The organism is Phormidium sp. CCY1219 (genome assembly GCF_035615515.1).
Classification (GTDB): Bacteria; Cyanobacteriota; Cyanobacteriia; order Cyanobacteriales; family Laspinemataceae; genus CCY1219.
The window spans coordinates 1-20,985 of sequence record NZ_JAJENT010000394.1; the positions used below are offsets into that span (position 1 = coordinate 1).

Below are 20,985 nucleotides of genomic sequence, written 5' to 3' on the forward strand. Positions count from 1 at the left end.
TGGTGTAGGATTCTTCCGTTTCAATGAACTGGATGTCGTATGGTTCGCAAAGTTGGGCGATTCGGCCTTTTAGCCTAATTGAAAGGTGGGCTACCGACCCGCGCGGCGCGGTTGTGAAGGGGTTTCAATCCCGTTGCCGGGATTCATTGAATTGAAAGCCGGAAAGGTTGCCAAACGTAGTAGCCGTGTTGGCGTTTCAATCCCGTTGCCGGGATTCATTGAATTGAAAGACAACCGGGACACTTTGCTCGACCAATTCGAGGCGGGTTTCAATCCCGTTGCCGGGATTCATTGAATTGAAAGGTCATCCGTGCTTTTGAGTTGGGCGTCCGAAAGCTGTTTCAATCCCGTTACCGGGATTCATTGAATTGAAAGCGGCGATCGCATTCGGGCATTCAGAGGAAGCGATCGAGTTTCAATCCCGTTGCCGGGATTCATTGAATTGAAAGAGAAGAGCGGCAGGCGAAGGAACCACAAATACAACGTTTCAATCCCGTTGCCGGGATTCATTGAATTGAAAGTGGAGATATGCGCTGATTTCCCCCATATTTTTGGGCGTTTCAATCCCGTTGCCGGGATTCATTGAATTGAAAGAAGATGAAACTAATTACCTACTTGGAAAAATTAAAGTTTCAATCCCGTTGCCGGGATTCATTGAATTGAAAGAACCGGGGGGATTTATACGAGGCAGTTCTCTTTGAGGTTTCAATCCCGTTGCCGGGATTCATTGAATTGAAAGTTCAATCCTCAAGGCTCGGGCGCCTATCTGGAAGCTGTTTCAATCCCGTTGCCGGGATTCATTGAATTGAAAGTTCTTCAGGTGTTTTTATAAGTTTAGCGTTAAATAGTTTCAATCCCGTTGCCGGGATTCATTGAATTGAAAGACGGGTGCGACAGATGACGTACCCGGAATTCATGAAAGTTTCAATCCCGTTGCCGGGATTCATTGAATTGAAAGCTGGTCAGCAGCACGACGGGGGAAGATAAATTCTTGTTTCAATCCCGTTGCCGGGATTCATTGAATTGAAAGCGATAGCCCGCGATCGTGTTTCTCAAGAGTATCTCGTGTTTCAATCCCGTTGCCGGGATTCATTGAATTGAAAGTCGGGTAGGGCAGTACACATTCCCCAATGGGGGAGTGTATGAGTTTCAATCCCGTTGCCGGGATTCATTGAATTGAAAGACCGTTAAGGCGGATTGCTGATTTAATCGTCGTACGTTTCAATCCCGTTGCCGGGATTCATTGAATTGAAAGTCAAGCTTTTCTCGGAATGAATAGAAAGCGGATAGGTTTCAATCCCGTTGCCGGGATTCATTGAATTGAAAGTTGCGACAAGGTGTTTTGGTTCCCAGCAACGGAAATGGTTTCAATCCCGTTGCCGGGATTCATTGAATTGAAAGCCCCAATGCGTTCGAGGTGATGAATGCCCCGTTATTGTTTCAATCCCGTTGCCGGGATTCATTGAATTGAAAGTCACCGCCATTGGTTATCGCATTCGCCCGTAATCGGTTTCAATCCCGTTGCCGGGATTCATTGAATTGAAAGCGTTGGCGACAGGCCGCTAACGCAACGTGGGCATTTAGGTTTCAATCCCGTTGCCGGGATTCATTGAATTGAAAGAATAATGAAATTCCTGCTGATATAGTGACAGGGAGGTTTCAATCCCGTTGCCGGGATTCATTGAATTGAAAGATCCGGCGTTTTTATAAGTAAATACGCCGTCAGTAGAGTTTCAATCCCGTTGCCGGGATTCATTGAATTGAAAGCATAGAGACTGCGAGTGGAGACCGAGACCATCTGGCTCGTTTCAATCCCGTTGCCGGGATTCATTGAATTGAAAGGATCGCATCATCACTGCCACCCGCGATCGCATCATGTTTCAATCCCGTTGCCGGGATTCATTGAATTGAAAGAACCCAAAAAATCTTGACGAGTTCCGAATTAAACAAAGTTTCAATCCCGTTGCCGGGATTCATTGAATTGAAAGTTGCGGGATGCGGAAAAAGCAGCATCCTCGTCGAAATGTTTCAATCCCGTTGCCGGGATTCATTGAATTGAAAGAAAGGATTTCAGTAAGGATCCAAAAGTGCAAAAGGGTTTCAATCCCGTTGCCGGGATTCATTGAATTGAAAGCCGAATCCGGTGTGGTGTTATTCCGGTTCTTCTTGGGTTTCAATCCCGTTGCCGGGATTCATTGAATTGAAAGCTCGCTTGCTAGCTCCGCGCGCTACGCTAGTGGGCTTGTTTCAATCCCGTTGCCGGGATTCATTGAATTGAAAGACCGGCAGAAACGCGATTGGGCAGTTGCGATCGCAAGTTTCAATCCCGTTGCCGGGATTCATTGAATTGAAAGCTGGCTGAGTCCGGGGTGGGCGGGTCTGAATTCGTGTTTCAATCCCGTTGCCGGGATTCATTGAATTGAAAGCTTCAAAACGAATTCTTAAAGGGGTTCCTCTAAAGGAGTTTCAATCCCGTTGCCGGGATTCATTGAATTGAAAGCTACCCCCGCCAAGGGGTAGATTCCGAGGTCTAAATGTTTCAATCCCGTTGCCGGGATTCATTGAATTGAAAGAGTTGTTTCCAGACGGATCCTATCGGGTCCTGTGGAACGTTTCAATCCCGTTGCCGGGATTCATTGAATTGAAAGCTCGATTCGGTCGATAGTCATTCTTTCTTATCTCTTGTTTCAATCCCGTTGCCGGGATTCATTGAATTGAAAGTGTTGCGCTTGAGTTAAATCAAGTTTAAATTCAAAGTTTCAATCCCGTTGCCGGGATTCATTGAATTGAAAGTTAAGCGTTATTTCGAAGCCGACGGGGCGGCTGACGGCTTGTTTCAATCCCGTTGCCGGGATTCATTGAATTGAAAGTCATAGGAAGAGGCGCGGGTGACTTGAGTGTAAAGCGTTTCAATCCCGTTGCCGGGATTCATTGAATTGAAAGACGAGCTTTAGTTGAATTAACTCGAAAGTTCGAGTTTGTTTCAATCCCGTTGCCGGGATTCATTGAATTGAAAGCGGGCGATAGTAGGTATTTCCTAGAAATCTTTGAGTTTCAATCCCGTTGCCGGGATTCATTGAATTGAAAGTTCTCGTGTATCCCAAAAACAGTCTCCAGATTTATCAGGTTTCAATCCCGTTGCCGGGATTCATTGAATTGAAAGACTGAGCCTGAGACCCCACATGGGGAGGGGCTTCTGAGAGCGATTTTGGCGGGAGTCTGAGTCGAAGTCGATTTCAGCGCCCGCGATTGGGGGAAGCCCCGGGAGGTAAAACTCGAAAAGTATTGATTTGTCAAGGTTCTGGCGATTTGGCGGGACCCCCGGGGTTTTCGACCCCGCTTTCCCCTGCCAAAATTTCGCGTAGCAATTTTTGTTTTCTGGATTATAACAGTTGCCAGCCAGGAATGCAAATATTTTTTTGTTATTGGTCATTGGTCGGTTGGGGGAGTAGGCCGATCGCCCTCAGCATAGCGCAAACCCGCTCAAGGCAAGTTGCGATCCGAGTGCCTTAAGCCTTCGGCATCGCCACAAGCCATTGCGGGCATAGCAGCGCTAACGCTTACCGCCTCCGGGCTGCCATGTTCGTAAAGACCCAAAAGGCGGCTTCCCCTCGGGGAGGGGGGAAGGAGTACCCTTGTCATTGACCAATGACTAATGACCGGGGTTCTGATAGTTGCGGGCGGCGCGTTGGAGTTCGTTGCTGATTTCTTCCACCACATGAGGGGGGCTGAGGACCCGGGCATGGGAACCATAGCGAAAGATTCGCTGGCGAAACCAAAAGGGATAATCCTCTACGGTCTCGATCTCCACATACCCTTCTGGCAAATTGCGAGTGATGACTCGTTCGTGGCTTCGACGGGGTTCGTAGGTGGCTAACGGACCGGTCATGCGATAGCGGATGGTGAGGGTGGGAAAAGCAGAGCGCATCCAAGTCTGAGCAGAAGCCGGCCCGACGGATTGGATCCGGTCGATGCGAAACAGGCGATTTTTGTACACCGGTTCTGGGTAAGAGGAGGTGGAAGAGTCGGGGACGAAGGCAAATAAATAGAGCGCCCCATCATGCGATCGCACTTCGCAGCGGTCCAAATCCCAGGTGCGATCGCGCTTCTGGCTATCAATATAGCGAATCGTAAACCGCCGCTGTCCGTCGCAGCGGTCCTGGAGTTCTGCCAAAATCCGCCGCAAATGGGGACTCCCATAATCGGCGGGAGGGAAAAAATCGCCGCGAATCTTTGCCGCCCCCTGGCTTTCCGACTGTTCGCTCAGACGAACCAGCAGTTGAGCCTGTGCGGAAAATCCCATATCGGCGAGAAACTGCCCCCCCTGCTGGAGGGCTTCCCGTTGGGCCGCCGACAAAATCAAGGGAAAGTTAGATTCCAGCAGGGTATAAGGGCGATGGGGGGCGCAGTGAATTTCGAACCCACAATCTCGCAATTCCCGGAGGGTGCGATCGCATTTCTGCTGCACGTCGGAAATATTTCGATCGCTGCCCTCAAGATACTCTGCCACCAAATCAACCAATTCCGCTCGCTTGCGTTGCTGTTGGGCGAGCAGTTTGAGCATATAAAGAGCCAGGCCAATCGGACTATAACGCACGGACATAATAGCAAACCAGCGCAGTGAGTTTTCTCTACTATACCCCCTTTGGGCGGATTACCCAAAAATTTTCCATTGTTATCACCCACAGATAACAACTTTTTCCCCGGGGGTATTAATCTGAGAATAGCGACCGAGGGAATGCCAATGAAACTCCGTGTCAATCCCCTGTACTCGAAGCTCAATCCCGGGATGGGGCAATGTCCCCTGGGATGCGAAGGGCGCTGTGTAGTGCGAGAGCGCGCCCCTGCTTTGGAGCCTCCTGCTGGTGCCCCTTGTCCCCTGTCCTCCCATCAGGCGGAGACGGCGGCGGCGGTGATGTTTGGCCATGCGGACATTCTGTTTAATACCGCTGCCACCGGAGACGGGAAGAGCTTGGCCGGCAGTTTGCCCAGCTTCTTACAGCCGAACTTTCGCCTAATGAGCTTGTATCCCACCATTGAATTAGTGGAGGACCAAACCCAACAACAGCAACGATATCACCAGTTATTCGGCCTATCGGCGAGCGATCGCATCGATTGCTTGTTCGGGGAAGAACTAGCCCGCCGGGTGAGAGAAGATTCCAGCAGCAAATTCCAAGAACTGCTGCTCGCCATCTACCACAAGCCCATCCTGCTGACCAATCCGGACATCTTTCATTATATCACCCACTATCGGTATCGCCAACCGGCAGCCGATCGCAGTATGTTGCCCTTAGCCTTAGCGGAATGGCCCGACCTGTGGATGTTTGACGAGTTCCATATTTTCGGTCCTCATCAAGAAGCCGCTGCCCTGAACAGTCTCACTCTAATTCGGCGCACCCAGCAAGACCGGCGGCCCCGACGGTTTTTGTTTACCTCTGCCACCCCGAAACCCAGCTTTATCGAACAGTTGCAGCAAGCCGAGTTTACCGTCACTCAAATCGAAGGCAGCTATACCAACCAGCCCACCCCGGGATATCGGCAAATTCTGCAGCCGAACGCCTTGCAGTTCGTGCAGTTAGGGGAAGGAGATGCGGTAGACTGGCTCGCGGAAGCCGCCGACTCGCTTCGCACGATGTTAGAAGCCCAATCTCCGGGACGGGGACTGATTATCCTCAACTCCCTGGCGGCGGTGAATCGCGCGGTGAGAACGCTCTCGCAACGCCTTCCGGGTATCCGAGTGCGGGAAATCAGCGGACGGATCGATCGCCGCAGTCGCGCGCCCATTCAAGCGGAGTTACGAGACTCCCCCGACCCGGTATTCATTGTTGCCACCTCGGCGGTGGATGTGGGGGTAGACTTTCGGATTCACTTGTTGATTTTTGAAAGCAGCGATGCGGCGACGGTGGTTCAGCGGTTGGGACGCTTGGGACGACACCCGGGCTTTTCCAGCTATTGCGCGTTCGCCCTGATTCCCCGTCGCACGTCCTGGGTGATGGCGCGGTTGGCGGAAGCGATCGCCGCACCGTCAGCCCCCCTAGACCGCCCGCAATTGCAAGCTGCGATCGCCGAGGCGTTCGAGCCACCGAAAGCTTTCGCACAATACCGTCAGCGGTGGGGGGCGCTGCAGGCTCAGGGGATGCTGGCGGCGATGAGTCAGGAGAATGCCACAGTCAGCCAATCGGTGCGCGATCGCATGTCTGCTGACTTCGAGCGGGTCTATCCCGGCAAAGTAGAGTCCGCCCGGAAACAATGGTTCGCGATCGGGCGACAACCCGTAGGAAAAGCCACCCAAGCGGAACTGCTGCGCTTTCGCGGCAGCAGTGCGATACAAGCGGCCCTGTGGGACGACTGCCGTTTCTATACTTACGACCTGCTGCGACTGCTGCCTTCCGCCCGCGTGGAACTGTGCGATCGCGAGACTTTCTTGGCCGCAGCGATCGCCGCCAATTACAGCCCCGATGCTTTCGAGGAGCGCTACATTTCCCTCTACCTGCGAGTGCGGGAGTGGGTGGAAGAGCGCATTTCCCTCACCTTGCAAACCAGCCGGAATACCGACCAATTGCATCCCTGTCAGCTCACATTGCTCGATCGCCTAACCATCATCGGTCATCCCCAACCCGAAATCAACCGCTGCTTGCAACGCCGCAAGTTCCTCGCCTTCCTGGTTCCCGTCAACCGCACCCAACCCAGCAGCCATTGGCAAGTGAGCCGCAAGCTGCAACTCCCGATGTCTTTTGGCTTGTATCGTCTCGTGGATGCCGGCAGCCAAGCCTATGCTTGTGCGTTCAACCAAGATGCTCTACTATTGGAGGCATTAAAATGGCAACTGCAATCTTTTTGTCGCCAACAAAGCAATCCCCTTGTGTTTTAACCCGCTCATTTCGTACCCAAGAAACATGCCATTGTATCATATTTGGGCAAAGAGTCCCCCAAAAAATAGTCGGCGTCGGCGGACTATAGCGCTGTCGCCCCGGGCTTCGCTAAAGCCCTTGCCTCGGCGCGATTTCAATCGCTCGCTTCCATTTCGCCCTTCCATATAGCTATTTCCGGAGTCTGCAATGGCCACTTTACTGCAAAACCTGTTATTATCTACCTTAAGCGAGGACACCGACCCGATATTGTGCCAGTATGTGGAGACCGTTCTCCCAGAAATGGAACGAGAATTCAGTTCCATTTCCGCCTTGGGGGGGGATTTCCAGGTGCATTACCACAAGTTAGGACAGCGGGGGGATGAGAACGCCGTCGCTAAAGCCCAACGATGGAGCGATCGCCCGGACCAAAACCTGTGCGTTCACGTGCTCAACGCCCTGCTGATTGCCTGGAACTTAGCCACCCAGCACCTTTCCACTCCCCTATCAGAGGAAGAAAAACGGTTGCTGTGCTTGGGAATTACCTTACATGACTATAATAAATACTGTCACGGACAGGGAGAAGACGCACCGAGAGCGCACGAAGTTCCCGATATTCTCAGCCTTTGTCGGGAGATGGGAGAGCGATTGAAGTTTGCCGCCTTTTGGGCCGACTGGGAACGGTATCTGGCTGATATCGGATTTTTGGCCCAGAATACCCAGTTTAAATGCGGCACCAATGCCTATCCCGGGAATTGGCCGAGATTTGCGATCGCCGATTCCCGCCGTCTCACCCTTCCCCTGCGCCACCTGCTGGGATTTGGCGATATTGCCGTTCACTTGAGCGATCCGGCGGATATCCTCACCGAAACTGCTGGCGATCGGCTGCGGGAACATTTAACCGCCTTGGCCATTCGTCAAACCTTAGTCTATCATCGCCTGCGCGACAGTATCGGCATCCTCACGAACGGCATTCACAATGCCACTTTAGAATTCGCCGCACAATGCGGATGGCAACCCCTTATCTTTTTCGCCCGGGGGGTGGTTTACTTGGCCCCGCCATCGGCTACCCCACCCGATCGCGATCGGTTAAAAACGGTCATTTGGCAGCGCCTTAGTGGCGTCCTCAGCCAGAAAATGCGCGATGGGGATATCGGCTTCAAACGCAGTGGGAAAGGCTTAAAACTTGCCCCGCAAACCGCAGAATTATTTCCCGCCGCTGCCTTAATTCGACAATTGCCTCAAGCGATAGAAGTGCGGGTAAACAATATCAAAAATCCCGCTACCCCCAAGCGCTTGGATAAGCTCGTCGCGCAAGGAAACTTAACCCCAGAAGCGCGAGAAACCCTGGCACCGGGTGCGGATTTACGCAGCGATCGCTTGGCGGAATTAATCATCCTCATCCAGCGGGAATTTTTACCCCACTGTGACCAGTATGTTTCCCAGATACTCGATACCCTTCAGCTCTCGGATTGCTTGGGAGAAGAAGAGGTTAATATTACCCTGGGTGGGGTAAACTATGGATGGTATCGGGTGGCGGCGGAATATTTCCACCGACATGGAGGGTTGGATTTAGAACAAACCAGCGATTTCCTGTCGGAATTGGCAGAAAACATCGCTGATTGGGCGAGCGAGAATGACCTGTTACCACCCTTTGAAAGTCCTACTCGGGAGGTGTTCGACCGCTATGTAGAGCGGTACTTGGACGTATCCGAATGGGAAACATTCGTACCGGATTTCGAGGGAGAATTGACGGGGTACGTCCGGGCAAAAACCCGTGGCGCGAAACAGCCAATTTGCTCTCTGAGTTCCGGAGAATTTCCCTCGGAAGACCAGCTAGATTCTGTGGTATTATTCAAACCGCAGCAATATAGCAATAAAAACAAATTAGGTGGGGGTAAAATTAAGCGGGGTATTTCTAAAATTTGGGCGTTAGAAATGCTGCTGCGCCAAGCGTTGTGGTCGGCGCGGGCGGGGAAATTTGAAGAGCAACAGCCTGTGTTTCTCTATATTTTTCCAGCGTATGTATATGCGCCGCAAACCATCCAAGCGATTCGCGGATTGATGGTAGAAATTAAGTCGGTGAATTTGTGGGATGTTCGCAAACAATGGTGCGATCGCGGACTGGAATTAAGCAGTTTATCCCAGTTGAATTGGTTGGCGGAAGACCGAGAATTGGGAGAGCGCGATCGCACCCGATACGATACCCAAGATTTGCCCTTTATGGCAACTACTTATACCACAACCCAGGGCAAAACTCTCACCGATGCCTGGGTACAACCCGCATTGCTGGCCCTCGCCCTCGCCAAACTGCTGGGGGTGCGGGTGGTGGCGACAAGCAGCACTGTGCCTTTATATAGCAGCGATCGCGAATTTAGCGGTTCGGCGGTATTCGATGGGGCGGCGGGATTTTGGTCTCTGTTGGGGGGGTCCGCCTCGGTCCGCATCGAAACCCTGGATGCAACCTTAACTCGCCTGCTGGTTCTCTATACCTTGCACCTAGACAACCGCAGCAACCCCCCGGATGCGCGCTGGAGTGCTTTGAATGGTACGGCGCGCCAGGTAATGACCGATATTCTGCATATTTTCGCGATCGCCGCCGAAGGATTGCGCCGTCACCAGCGCGACACTCCCACCGCAGAAGAGGTCAACCGATATTGGAACTTTGCTCGCATTTGGTTACAAGGGGATACTACTATGCAAGATAAACTCAATCTGATAGAGCGGTTGGTTCGAGAATACCGCACCTTTTATCAAGTGAATCTCAGTACCTCCAGTCACGGGATTTTGCTCCCGCTGTCGAAAGCGCTGGACACGATTTTATCGGTGCCCACGCAAGTGGATGAGGAGGATATGATATTACAAGGTGCGGGACTGCTGAAAGATGCGATCGACCGCCAACCGGTTTATACTCGTCCTTTATTGCAGGATAAAACCGTGCCTTTTCCCACCCGCCAACAACAGGAACTCGAAGCGATTCATCGCTTTATGCAAACCTGCGTGCGCGATTTATTTGGTACCCTCTACCGGGGCGATCGCGCCCTGCTGCAAGAAAATCGCAACCGCATCAAATCCGGTGCGGAATTTGCCTATCGCTGGTTAGCATTGCAGGAAAAAACCGACAATTCCTCTGATTAATTGGAAGGATACGGGGACTAAAAGTCCCCATCTCAGAGCTAAAGTCAGTTGACAACCGACTGAAGATATCACTTCTCCTTCGAGAGTCGTTTCTCACGATAATTTACCCAGTTTTGAATCAAGGAACAAACCATGAGCCAATTAGACAGCATCAAAAGTTACTTTCGCGGTCATTTTCCCCGAATTGCTACGGGTAAATACGTTCATTTTATCCTGTTGCGCCACAGTCAATCTTTCCCGGTATTTCAAACCGATGGAGTTCTGAATACTGCCCGCACACAAGCGGGAATTGAAGCTCAAGAAACCATGAGCCGACTGGTGTTATTCAAGCGCAAGCAAACCACACCAGAACGGTTGGTGGGACGGGAATTGCTTCGCTCCCTTTCTCTCACCAGCGCCGACTCTAACGAGAGCAATTACTGCGAGTACAATGGGGAAAATTCCTGCAAAAAATGTCCCGACTGCATTCTGTATGGATTTGCGATCGGGGATAGCGGTTCTGAGCGTTCTAAAGTGTATTCCGATTCTGCATTTTCCCTGAGCGCCTACGAACAATCTCATCGCAGCTTTACCTTTAATGCCCCGTTTGAAGGCGGAACTATGAGCGAAAAAGGCAAAATGCGAAGTGCAATTAACGAACTGGATCACGTGGTTCCGGAAGTCACCTTTCCCACGGTGGAAACCCTGCGCGATGCAACCTATGAAGGGTTTATTTACGTGCTGGGAAATTTGCTGCGAACCCGGCGATATGGGGCACAAGAATCGCGCACCGGCACTATGCGAAACTATCCCGTGGCGATTGTTTTATGTGACGGTGAAATTTTCAGCAATCTGCATTTTACCCAAGCTTTGTATGATGGATTGAACGGCAAAGTCAATGGTGCGATCGCTGACATTTGCCACCACGCTACTGGCGTTGTCGATACGTTATTACAGGAGGAACCAGTGCGAATCGTGCATAAAATTTCTGGCGAACCATTAGATGAATTGCTGAATGAAGTTTCCGGCATTTATCAAGATGACGACCAATTGAATCAGGTGCTTTCTACCCTCTACGACCAAACCCAAACCTATGCGGAAACCTTTGGCGCAGAATCGGGCAAGAAAAAGAAGAAAAAATAATATCCCGACTCTGAATCCTTTGGGGTTTAATTAGGTTCGCAGCAATTATCAAGGTGCCAATTAATTGGCACCTTGATTGAGGGAGGCGGAACCTCGGGGAAAGGTTTCCAGCATGAGCTGGGAACCAGTTAAAAGGAATTCCTCTGCGTCGGTGCAGTGTGCTTGCCTAGGCGCGATTTCAATCCCCCGCTCGATTGTTGATTGGATTATCGTTTACTACCATAAAACCCATGCAACTTTACTATTGTCGGCTTACTCTTCACGATAACGTTTTCTTTGCCACCCGCGAAATGGGAATTCTCTACGAAACCGAGAAATACCTGCATAATTGGGCGCTTACCTATGCTTTTTTTGCCAGTCAATATATGGCGCAACCCTATCGCTTGCAGGGAGAATTGGCGCAAAAACCCAGTTATTTAGACCCGAATCGGGAGCAAAATTTACTGGCGCTCAATCCGGAAGGGGTTTATCTATTTCCGGCGCGTCCCCTGCGCTACTCCTATCAAGTGAATACTTTTAAAGCGGCGCAAACTAACTTTTACGGGAAATCCAAACAGTTCGGCGAAAAAGGAGCGAATCGCAACTATCCGATTAATTACGGAAGAGCGAAAGAACTGGCGGTGGGAAGTGAATATTGTACCTATTTAATCGGATCGGATTTGATGAGAGTGCCGCGCTGGATTCGGGTAGGAAAATGGATGGCTAAGGTGAAAGTTCGCGCTGAATTAATTCCGGAAGCGGCGATCGCATCTGGTTCTGGGGATTATACCTGCCTTCATCCTCTCAATCCGATTGATTTACCGCCCACCCAGGAGTTATTAGTTTATAATCGGATTGTCATGCCCCCGGTGAGCTTGATAAGTCAGGCGCGCTTGCAAGGAGAATATTTGCAGTTGAGAGGGGAAGAATGGGACGAATGGCGGCAGGATTTTCCAGAAATTCCGTCAGCGGTTTATTTACCGAAAGGGGTGAGTTATGGAGCAAGAAGCAGTGCCAATGTCAGATAAATTGCATCATCTGTATTCGATTGTGGTAGAATTGGTGGCGATGGAATCGGGGAAGCCACCGGCAACCTTGGGACGAGCCATTCACGCCCTCGTTTTGCGCTGGTTGCAGTTAGGAAATCCGGATGTGGCAGAACGCATTCATGCCAGTCAGATGTCTCCGTTGAGTTTGTCTGGATTGATGGGTCATCGTCGCTCAAAACAGACGCAACCGGGAGATAGTTTTCTGTTTCGGATTGGCCTGTTAGATGAGGGGCTAATTCAACCGCTGTTGTTGGGATTGACAAAGTGGGAAAATCAGCCCGTTGTGTTGGGGAAATTTCCGTTTGTTTGGACGCGATCGCTGATGATGCCGGAGAGTCATCCGTTAGCAGATTGTTCCGCCTACGAAACCTTGGTCAATGCGCCTTCTCTTGGTGGGAATATTCAGTTAAATTTTAATTCGCCGACGAGCTTTAAACAACAGCAGGGAATTCAAAATTTTCCCTTGCCCGATTTGGTGTTTGGCAGTTTGCATCGTCGGTGGAATAGCTTTGCACCCCCGGGGTTGCATTTTCCCGAAATCAATTGGCAAGGGTGGGTGTCTGCTTATGAATTGAAAACCCATGCTTTGCGATTGGAAGGCGGGGCGGAAATTGGCGCGCAGGGGTGGATTCGCTATCGGTTTTCCGATGCGGAACAGGCGCGAATTGCCGCGATTTTAGCCCGGTTTGCTTTCTTCGCCGGCGTGGGGCGAAAAACCACGATGGGAATGGGACAAACTGAGTTGATAGTCAAGGAAAAACCGAAACCGAAAAAGAAGCAGAGGTGAGAAGATGGGAGAAGAGTATTTGCCCCTGTCGTATTTGAATGCTTGGGAATATTGCCCCCGCCGCTTTTATTGGGAGTATGTGTTGGGGGAAATGGCGGAAAACGAGCATATTTTGCGCGGGCGGCACTTGCATCGGAATATTGATGAGGAAGGGATAGCGCGCGAAGGCGATAAATTGATTCGCCGTCAGCAGTGGGTATGGAGCGATCGCCTGCTGGTGAAAGGGATTATCGATGCGGTGGAAGAAGAAGGGGGAGAATGGGTGCCGGTGGAGTATAAAAAAGGGAAAATGGCGCGACATCTCAACGACCATTTTCAGTTGTGTGCCGCTGCATTGTGTTTGGAAGAAAGAGGCGATCGCCTAGTGAGGTATGGGGAGATTTTCTATTATGGCAACCGCCGTCGTCAGCGGGTGGAATTTACCCCGGAATTGCGCGCAGCGACGGAAGCGGCGATCGCTGCTGCCCGGGCGGCGGTGAACCAACCCATGCCCCCTCCCCTGCAACCGGTGCAAAAATGCCGCGATTGTAGTTTGTTGGGGATTTGTTTGCCCAAGGAAATGAAACGGTTACATCTACCTTAATTGAATGAACGGGTCAGGGGTACATTAGCAACCAACCGTTACCCCTGCACCCGCCGCGATCGGGAACAGGGAATTTAACTCCGTTCCGTGAATCGCCCACCAGAACCGTAACTGATGAGTGGAAAACGTATCATCAAGGAGAAATTATGTCTGTATTGTATCTCACTCAACCGAATGCCCTGCTGAGCAAAAAATACGAAGCGTTTAACGTGGCTCTCGAGCGCGAGGATGGAACTTGGCAGAAACAACCCGTTGCGGCGCAAACCCTGGAACAGATAGTATTGATGGGGAATCCCAGTATCACCGGGGAAGCTTTGTGCTATGCTTTGGAATTGGGATTGCCGGTGCATTATCTGTCCGGATTTGGCAAATATTTGGGGTCGGCACTTCCCGGGTATTCCCGCAACGGTCAGTTGCGCTTGGCACAGTACGAGGCGCATCGGGATGTAGCCCGACGACTGGAAATTGTTAAGACGATCGTGGCCGGGAAAATCCACAATCAGCACGCTGTGTTGTATCGCCACGGGCAGAAAGATAATCCCCTGAAGCAGCGCAAAGCAGCGGTGGGGAAACAGGAGACTTTAGACCAAGTGCGGGGAACTGAAGGGATGGCCGCCCGGGAGTATTTCGCACGGTGGACCGCTATGTTACCCGAACCTTGGGAACTTCCGGGTCGCCACCGCCGCCCGCCCACGGATCCGGTGAATGCCCTGCTCAGTTTCAGCTACGGACTCCTGCGGGTGCAGGTGACCGCCGCCGTGCATTTGGCTGGGTTGGATCCGTATATCGGCTACTTGCATGACACTACTCGCGGACAACCGGCAGTGGTGTTGGATTTGATGGAGGAGTTGCGCCCGTTGATTGCGGATAATCTGGTGCTCTCAGTGCTGACTCATAAGGAAATCAAATCGGCGGATTTTACCGAAAGTCTGGGGGCTTATCGATTGGCGGATGGGGCACGCAAAACCTTTCTGCAGGCGTTTGAGCGCAAACTGACTTCGGAGTTCAAGCATCCGGTGTTTGAATATCGCTGCACTTACCGACGGGCGATCGAGTTGCAAGCGCGTCTGTTTGCCCGTCATTTGCACGAAGGTGTGCCCTATAAACCGTTGATTTTGCGATGAAAGCGTTATTGTATTTGGTGGTTTACGATTTGCCGGCCACTAAGGCAGGGAATAAGCGCCGTCAGCGCTTGCATGATTTGCTCTGTGGCTATGGGGCCTGGAAGCAGTACAGTTTGTTTGAGTGCTTTCTGACTCCGAAGCAGTTTGCTAGCCTCCAGCATCAAATCGAGGATTTGATTAAAATGGGGGAAGACGCAGTGTGCATCTATGTTTTGGATGCTACGGCGGTGCAGCGCACGGTGGTTTATGGGGTGGCACCCCCTAGACAGGAAACTACCACTATCTTATAATCGGGATATCGGAATTTTGGCAGGGGAAAGCGGGGTCGAAAACCCCGGGGGTCCCGCCAAATCGCCAGAACCTTGACAAGACAATAGTTTCGGGGTTTTACCCCCTGGGGCTTCCCCCAATCGCGGGCGCTGAAATCAACTTCGACTTCGACTCCCGCCAAAATCGCTCTCAGAAGCCCCTCCCCATCTGGGGTCTCAGGCTCAGTCTTTCAATTCAATGAATCCCGGCAACGGGATTGAAACATCATTCCATTTATAATCTCGTGATTGAAAATTTTAGCTTTCAATTCAATGAATCCCGGCAACGGGATTGAAACTAGAATCCAATTTGTCAAGGGTTTTTCAATAAAATTAGACTTTCAATTCAATGAATCCCGGCAACGGGATTGAAACAATGTCGTCGTCGGAGTTTCAGCGTTACGAGGCTTCTTTCAATTCAATGAATCCCGGCAACGGGATTGAAACATTTTGCTTCCAGCATTATTTGTCCTCAACTCTCTACACTTTCAATTCAATGAATCCCGGCAACGGGATTGAAACCGAGCAAAAACAATGTCATTATTTATTAATTTATGTCTTTCAATTCAATGAATCCCGGCAACGGGATTGAAACGTTTCTACGATACCCCCTAAGTAATTTTCTTCCTCGGACTTTCAATTCAATGAATCCCGGCAACGGGATTGAAACTAATAGTTTTAGCTTTTAAGGGAGCAATATGGGAAAACTTTCAATTCAATGAATCCCGGCAACGGGATTGAAACAACTTAAAAAATAGTTTGAAGGAGTTGTGCATAAAACTTTCAATTCAATGAATCCCGGCAACGGGATTGAAACTAATTAGGTTTAATTCAAAGGTAAAATTATTTGCCCCTTTCAATTCAATGAATCCCGGCAACGGGATTGAAACTCAAAAATAATAATTTGACTCGCGCCACAAACTTCCGCTTTCAATTCAATGAATCCCGGCAACGGGATTGAAACATAGATTGAAGAAAGTCTCGCAAACTTTCTTGTTTCTTTCAATTCAATGAATCCCGGCAACGGGATTGAAACCCAAGCCTCTAAACGGGGAGTCAATTGGTCTCGGTTAGCTTTCAATTCAATGAATCCCGGCAACGGGATTGAAACTTAAGAAGGAGGCTTCTTCTTTAAGCCAAGCTCTAAACCTTTCAATTCAATGAATCCCGGCAACGGGATTGAAACGATAACGGGATAGCCCGTCTTCCTTTTCTTCTTCCTTCTTTCAATTCAATGAATCCCGGCAACGGGATTGAAACAAACCGAAGTTTTTGTCGGCGAAAATTTGGAAAATTGCTTTCAATTCAATGAATCCCGGCAACGGGATTGAAACCAGCCAATGCGGCGCCTTAAAAAAGTTGGGAAAAGCTCTTTCAATTCAATGAATCCCGGCAACGGGATTGAAACTCAACACTGGCACTTTATTTTTTGCCCGGTGGCTTGCTTTCAATTCAATGAATCCCGGCAACGGGATTGAAACGGGAGCATAAAAGCCGATCGCCTCCGGCTGCTCACCTTTCAATTCAATGAATCCCGGCAACGGGATTGAAACATCAATCGGGCATGGGCGGGGAAAAACTTGGCGGCGCTTTCAATTCAATGAATCCCGGCAACGGGATTGAAACGACGCGCTATAATAGAAACAGAAAGGAGGGGAGGACTTTCAATTCAATGAATCCCGGCAACGGGATTGAAACCTACCTTGTTTTTTTTGGCGGCTCACCTCTTCTCCCTCTTTCAATTCAATGAATCCCGGCAACGGGATTGAAACCAGACCTGGCAAGGGTTGCCTCTCTCATCCGTGTGTTCTTTCAATTCAATGAATCCCGGCAACGGGATTGAAACTAAAGCCAGCCCAACACGTGAAAGCTATAATAGCGCTTTCAATTCAATGAATCCCGGCAACGGGATTGAAACGCAACGCAGCCTACAGAGAGGAAGAAAACACTAGAAGCACTTTCAATTCAATGAATCCCGGCAACGGGATTGAAACCATCCAAAGCATCATTAGTGTATGCCTCGTACAATGCTTTCAATTCAATGAATCCCGGCAACGGGATTGAAACAAACCTGGATAGAGGGCGATTTAAAGTGCTTGGAGAGCCTTTCAATTCAATGAATCCCGGCAACGGGATTGAAACCCTTTACGACCGTCGGCAAGCTCTTCAGTCTGAAAGGGCTTTCAATTCAATGAATCCCGGCAACGGGATTGAAACATCTTTTGCACAAAAGCTGACCCGGACTACTTTCAATTCAATGAATCCCGGCAACGGGATTGAAACCAGTTCTCGGAGGTCAGCCTTTGGGGGAAAAGCTTTGTGCTTTCAATTCAATGAATCCCGGCAACGGGATTGAAACTTCCCGTGGCGGCTGCTGTGGCGGCGGTTTCCGGGCTTTCAATTCAATGAATCCCGGCAACGGGATTGAAACAAAGTTTTATTGCACCCCCCGGTGTTGGGGTCGCAGCCTTTCAATTCAATGAATCCCGGCAACGGGATTGAAACAAGAATTTATCTTCACTACTCTGGAAGGTCAGACGCCTTTCAATTCAATGAATCCCGGCAACGGGATTGAAACAAGACTGTGTAAGCCCGGGCGGGCTTATCCGCGACCTTTCAATTCAATGAATCCCGGCAACGGGATTGAAACCATCTTGAAACAGATTTCAAATGCACTTCCTTAAGCTTTCAATTCAATGAATCCCGGCAACGGGATTGAAACTACATTTATTAATCTCCCGCCCTCCAGGGCGTAGCCCTCTTTCAATTCAATGAATCCCGGCAACGGGATTGAAACTATTCTAGTTTCCCCCTTCTAATCCGGTCTCCCGGCGCCTTTCAATTCAATGAATCCCGGCAACGGGATTGAAACTAAAGGTCGATTGCCTTTCGAGGGGAATCCTCGAAAACTTTCAATTCAATGAATCCCGGCAACGGGATTGAAACACGCGCCTGAATTTTAATATTTGGGAACAACTCCCGACTTTCAATTCAATGAATCCCGGCAACGGGATTGAAACCTTTGTTAAGCGGACGCATAGAAAGCATACACTTTACTTTCAATTCAATGAATCCCGGCAACGGGATTGAAACTAGTAGAGAGCATACCAGCAGCTAATACGTAGAGAACTTTCAATTCAATGAATCCCGGCAACGGGATTGAAACTTTTCTCAAAACTTGAAAACTCCTCTGCACTCAGACTTTCAATTCAATGAATCCCGGCAACGGGATTGAAACTTTTCTGGCACGCTTCTATGGGATACCATTAAGTGCCCCTTTCAATTCAATGAATCCCGGCAACGGGATTGAAACCTATAATAGAAAAAGCAGGGGGAGGAAAGGGGAGAGCTTTCAATTCAATGAATCCCGGCAACGGGATTGAAACAAAAAAAGGGCACGCCCAACGGGCGCCCAACGGGCACGCTTTCAATTCAATGAATCCCGGCAACGGGATTGAAACTTCGCGTTTGCTGCTTCGCGGTGATAAATCCTAGGCGACTTTCAATTCAATGAATCCCGGCAACGGGATTGAAACATTTCTTTTAAATCTTCGCTAGTGAGAGAGTCTAGCTTTCAATTCAATGAATCCCGGCAACGGGATTGAAACCGGTCGCGGTCGCGGTCGCGCGGTCGCGCGGTCGGGCTTTCAATTCAATGAATCCCGGCAACGGGATTGAAACAAATCAGACAACTCGACCGATTGTTCCGAATCCGGTTCTTTCAATTCAATGAATCCCGGCAACGGGATTGAAACACAGCTATATCGCCCCTATCAGGAGCAATGGGAGGTGCTTTCAATTCAATGAATCCCGGCAACGGGATTGAAACTTACCAACGTCAATCACTTGGTCACCGGACAACCGTCTTTCAATTCAATGAATCCCGGCAACGGGATTGAAACCAGATTCTGTAATCGCTCTTTTAGTTTGCGGACTCGTCTTTCAATTCAATGAATCCCGGCAACGGGATTGAAACATGTACATCTTGCTAATATCCCATGGAGGAAGATTGCTTTCAATTCAATGAATCCCGGCAACGGGATTGAAACTGAGGCTCAAGGGTCCCAGAACTTTCGGCAAAAGCCTTTCAATTCAATGAATCCCGGCAACGGGATTGAAACATAAAGTTGAAAAATTATGCGCAGAACGCGGATGGCTTTCAATTCAATGAATCCCGGCAACGGGATTGAAACACTAAAATAATTGTACTTTTTACTACTAAGGTAACCTTTCAATTCAATGAATCCCGGCAACGGGATTGAAACTAGAAAATATTTTAAATTTATTCAAACCCTTCTCTACACTTTCAATTCAATGAATCCCGGCAACGGGATTGAAACACTCTCTTTGTCCGTATGATTGCAATTTTCTTGGTAACTTTCAATTCAATGAATCCCGGCAACGGGATTGAAACTTGTTCATGGTTGTTGCTAGACACCGTAATTGTCTGGCTTTCAATTCAATGAATCCCGGCAACGGGATTGAAACACCTTGATAGCTACATTCTGGCGAAGTGGGTGGTGGCACTTTCAATTCAATGAATCCCGGCAACGGGATTGAAACCCTTCTACTTGGGATTTATTTGCACCTCAAAGCCAGACTTTCAATTCAATGAATCCCGGCAACGGGATTGAAACCCCTATCTCATAGGCGCCTTGAGATTGCTCCACCACCTTTCAATTCAATGAATCCCGGCAACGGGATTGAAACGGAAATCTTTTGATTTTGGTTCTTGGTTTCCAGAGGACTTTCAATTCAATGAATCCCGGCAACGGGATTGAAACACGAAATCTAAAGAAACCCCCTTTTTGATTTCCTTACTTTCAATTCAATGAATCCCGGCAACGGGATTGAAACAAGATTTCGTTGCGGCTAATAAGTTTGTCTAGCCAACTTTCAATTCAATGAATCCCGGCAACGGGATTGAAACATCGACTTGTCTTTAACCCGTACAGGGATTTTTTCCCTTTCAATTCAATGAATCCCGGCAACGGGATTGAAACCAGAGGGTAGCGGGTTATCGGATAGACGGCTATCAACTTTCAATTCAATGAATCCCGGCAACGGGATTGAAACATATCCGTCTGTTTCACCTTCGGCTTCAATTTCGAGTCTTTCAATTCAATGAATCCCGGCAACGGGATTGAAACAAGAAAGAATTGTCAAGGCCGTTTAATTAAACATTAATCTTTCAATTCAATGAATCCCGGCAACGGGATTGAAACCTTATCCCGGATGCCACATGGCAGAACATCCTTGATGCTTTCAATTCAATGAATCCCGGCAACGGGATTGAAACTTAAAAAAGACTTGACAATCTAATCTGGGTGCGCTACACTTTCAATTCAATGAATCCCGGCAACGGGATTGAAACCTCTTCCTTTTGGTAGCGGTACGTCTTCAATTTCAGAACTTTCAATTCAATGAATCCCGGCAACGGGATTGAAACATGCTTTCTTCAATTTCTTTGCTCAGTTTGGACGGCAGCTTTCAATTCAATGAATCCCGGCAACGGGATTGAAACAACCGCCTTATGATAGAATATAGCTCTATATAGTGCTTTCAATTCAATGAATCCCGGCAACGGGATTGAAACAACCCCGTTTCCCTTAATAGTTCTTCCTTACGCATGCTTTCAATTCAATGAATCCCGGCAACGGGATTGAAACCTCGACTCAATACACCGGATAAGTTTCGCAAATGACTTTCAATTCAATGAATCCCGGCAACGGGATTGAAACTGCACCGAATTTCACCTTCTGCCGCGTCATCTTTGGGTCTTTCAATTCAATGAATCCCGGCAACGGGATTGAAACAAGTAGTCTGTTAAATCTGGTTCTGGTTCCGAGTTCTTTCAATTCAATGAATCCCGGCAACGGGATTGAAACAGGGTTTTAACATTACGGGTAAGGCGTGAGTACGGCTTTCAATTCAATGAATCCCGGCAACGGGATTGAAACGTTGACAGAAAACCCTCGTTCACCTACGAGTAGTAGCTTTCAATTCAATGAATCCCGGCAACGGGATTGAAACTTTGGCGGTCGAGA

10 protein-coding genes and 2 CRISPR repeat arrays (1 of these 12 only partly in view) are annotated in these 20,985 nt (G+C 49.3%); of the genes, 8 read left to right on the top strand and 2 right to left on the bottom strand.

Annotated elements, in window-relative coordinates:
• Window positions 1-121 precede the first annotated feature (121 nt).
• A CRISPR array of direct repeats spans window positions 122-3,163; the repeat unit is 37 nt; unit sequence GTTTCAATCCCGTTGCCGGGATTCATTGAATTGAAAG.
• 320 nt (window positions 3,164-3,483) lie between these two features.
• Window positions 3,484-3,642: a hypothetical protein gene (locus LKK83_RS07790; protein ID WP_324630465.1), complete on the bottom strand. Its 159-nt coding sequence runs from the start codon at window positions 3,640-3,642 to the stop codon at window positions 3,484-3,486.
• Window positions 3,643-3,652: 10 nt separating this feature from the next.
• Entirely contained in the window at window positions 3,653-4,603 is a 951-nt protein-coding gene (locus LKK83_RS07795; protein ID WP_324630466.1) for a helix-turn-helix transcriptional regulator, read from the bottom strand.
• Window positions 4,604-4,744: 141 nt separating this feature from the next.
• Here LKK83_RS07795 and cas3 point away from each other — a divergent pair, with 141 nt between their 5' ends.
• The 8 genes from cas3 to cas2 all read left to right on the top strand — a co-directional run bounded on the left by cas3 (window position 4,745) and on the right by cas2 (window position 14,920).
• The gene (gene cas3 / locus LKK83_RS07800; protein WP_324630468.1) at window positions 4,745-6,871 is read left to right on the top strand and encodes a type I-D CRISPR-associated helicase Cas3'; all 2,127 of its coding nucleotides are present in this window, start codon (window positions 4,745-4,747) and stop codon (window positions 6,869-6,871) included.
• 187 nt (window positions 6,872-7,058) lie between these two features.
• Window positions 7,059-9,986 carry a type I-D CRISPR-associated protein Cas10d/Csc3 gene (cas10d, locus tag LKK83_RS07805; RefSeq protein ID WP_324630470.1) on the top strand — a complete coding sequence of 976 codons (2,928 nt, stop codon included), beginning with the start codon at window positions 7,059-7,061 and terminating at the stop codon, window positions 9,984-9,986.
• A 132-nt stretch (window positions 9,987-10,118) separates the two neighbouring features.
• Window positions 10,119-11,108 carry a type I-D CRISPR-associated protein Cas7/Csc2 gene (cas7d, locus tag LKK83_RS07810; RefSeq protein ID WP_324630471.1) on the top strand — a complete coding sequence of 330 codons (990 nt, stop codon included), beginning with the start codon at window positions 10,119-10,121 and terminating at the stop codon, window positions 11,106-11,108.
• A gap of 230 nt (window positions 11,109-11,338) precedes the next feature.
• Window positions 11,339-12,115: a type I-D CRISPR-associated protein Cas5/Csc1 gene (gene cas5d / locus LKK83_RS07815; protein ID WP_324630472.1), complete on the top strand. Its 777-nt coding sequence runs from the start codon at window positions 11,339-11,341 to the stop codon at window positions 12,113-12,115.
• Window positions 12,084-12,923 carry a CRISPR system precrRNA processing endoribonuclease RAMP protein Cas6 gene (gene cas6, locus LKK83_RS07820; protein ID WP_324630473.1) on the top strand — a complete coding sequence of 280 codons (840 nt, stop codon included), beginning with the start codon at window positions 12,084-12,086 and terminating at the stop codon, window positions 12,921-12,923. Before cas5d ends, cas6 begins: the two co-directional genes overlap by 32 nt.
• Window positions 12,924-12,927: 4 nt before the next feature.
• Entirely contained in the window at window positions 12,928-13,506 is a 579-nt protein-coding gene (cas4, locus tag LKK83_RS07825; protein WP_324630474.1) for a CRISPR-associated protein Cas4, read from the top strand.
• Window positions 13,507-13,652: 146 nt separating this feature from the next.
• Window positions 13,653-14,630, top strand: coding sequence for a type I-D CRISPR-associated endonuclease Cas1d (cas1d, locus tag LKK83_RS07830; protein WP_324630476.1), 978 nt, complete (start codon window positions 13,653-13,655; stop codon window positions 14,628-14,630).
• Window positions 14,627-14,920 carry a CRISPR-associated endonuclease Cas2 gene (cas2, locus tag LKK83_RS07835; protein WP_324630477.1) on the top strand — a complete coding sequence of 98 codons (294 nt, stop codon included), beginning with the start codon at window positions 14,627-14,629 and terminating at the stop codon, window positions 14,918-14,920. The genes cas1d and cas2 overlap by 4 nt, the downstream gene beginning before the upstream one ends.
• A 206-nt stretch (window positions 14,921-15,126) precedes the next feature.
• A CRISPR array of direct repeats spans window positions 15,127-20,985; the repeat unit is 37 nt; unit sequence CTTTCAATTCAATGAATCCCGGCAACGGGATTGAAAC (it continues 2,561 nt past the right edge of the window).

What these genes read in the sequence shown, in the direction of transcription:
- cas5d (WP_324630472.1), top strand. Translation starts at nt 11,339, where the DNA reads ATGCAACTTTACTATTGTCGGCTTACTCTTCACGATAACGTTTTCTTT.
- cas6 (WP_324630473.1), top strand. Translation starts at nt 12,084, where the DNA reads ATGGAGCAAGAAGCAGTGCCAATGTCAGATAAATTGCATCATCTGTAT.
- cas10d (WP_324630470.1), top strand. Translation starts at nt 7,059, where the DNA reads ATGGCCACTTTACTGCAAAACCTGTTATTATCTACCTTAAGCGAGGAC.
- cas1d (WP_324630476.1), top strand. Translation starts at nt 13,653, where the DNA reads ATGTCTGTATTGTATCTCACTCAACCGAATGCCCTGCTGAGCAAAAAA.
- LKK83_RS07790 (WP_324630465.1), bottom strand. Translation starts at nt 3,642, where the DNA reads ATGACAAGGGTACTCCTTCCCCCCTCCCCGAGGGGAAGCCGCCTTTTG.
- cas4 (WP_324630474.1), top strand. Translation starts at nt 12,928, where the DNA reads ATGGGAGAAGAGTATTTGCCCCTGTCGTATTTGAATGCTTGGGAATAT.
- cas7d (WP_324630471.1), top strand. Translation starts at nt 10,119, where the DNA reads ATGAGCCAATTAGACAGCATCAAAAGTTACTTTCGCGGTCATTTTCCC.
- cas2 (WP_324630477.1), top strand. Translation starts at nt 14,627, where the DNA reads ATGAAAGCGTTATTGTATTTGGTGGTTTACGATTTGCCGGCCACTAAG.
- LKK83_RS07795 (WP_324630466.1), bottom strand. Translation starts at nt 4,603, where the DNA reads ATGTCCGTGCGTTATAGTCCGATTGGCCTGGCTCTTTATATGCTCAAA.
- cas3 (WP_324630468.1), top strand. Translation starts at nt 4,745, where the DNA reads ATGAAACTCCGTGTCAATCCCCTGTACTCGAAGCTCAATCCCGGGATG.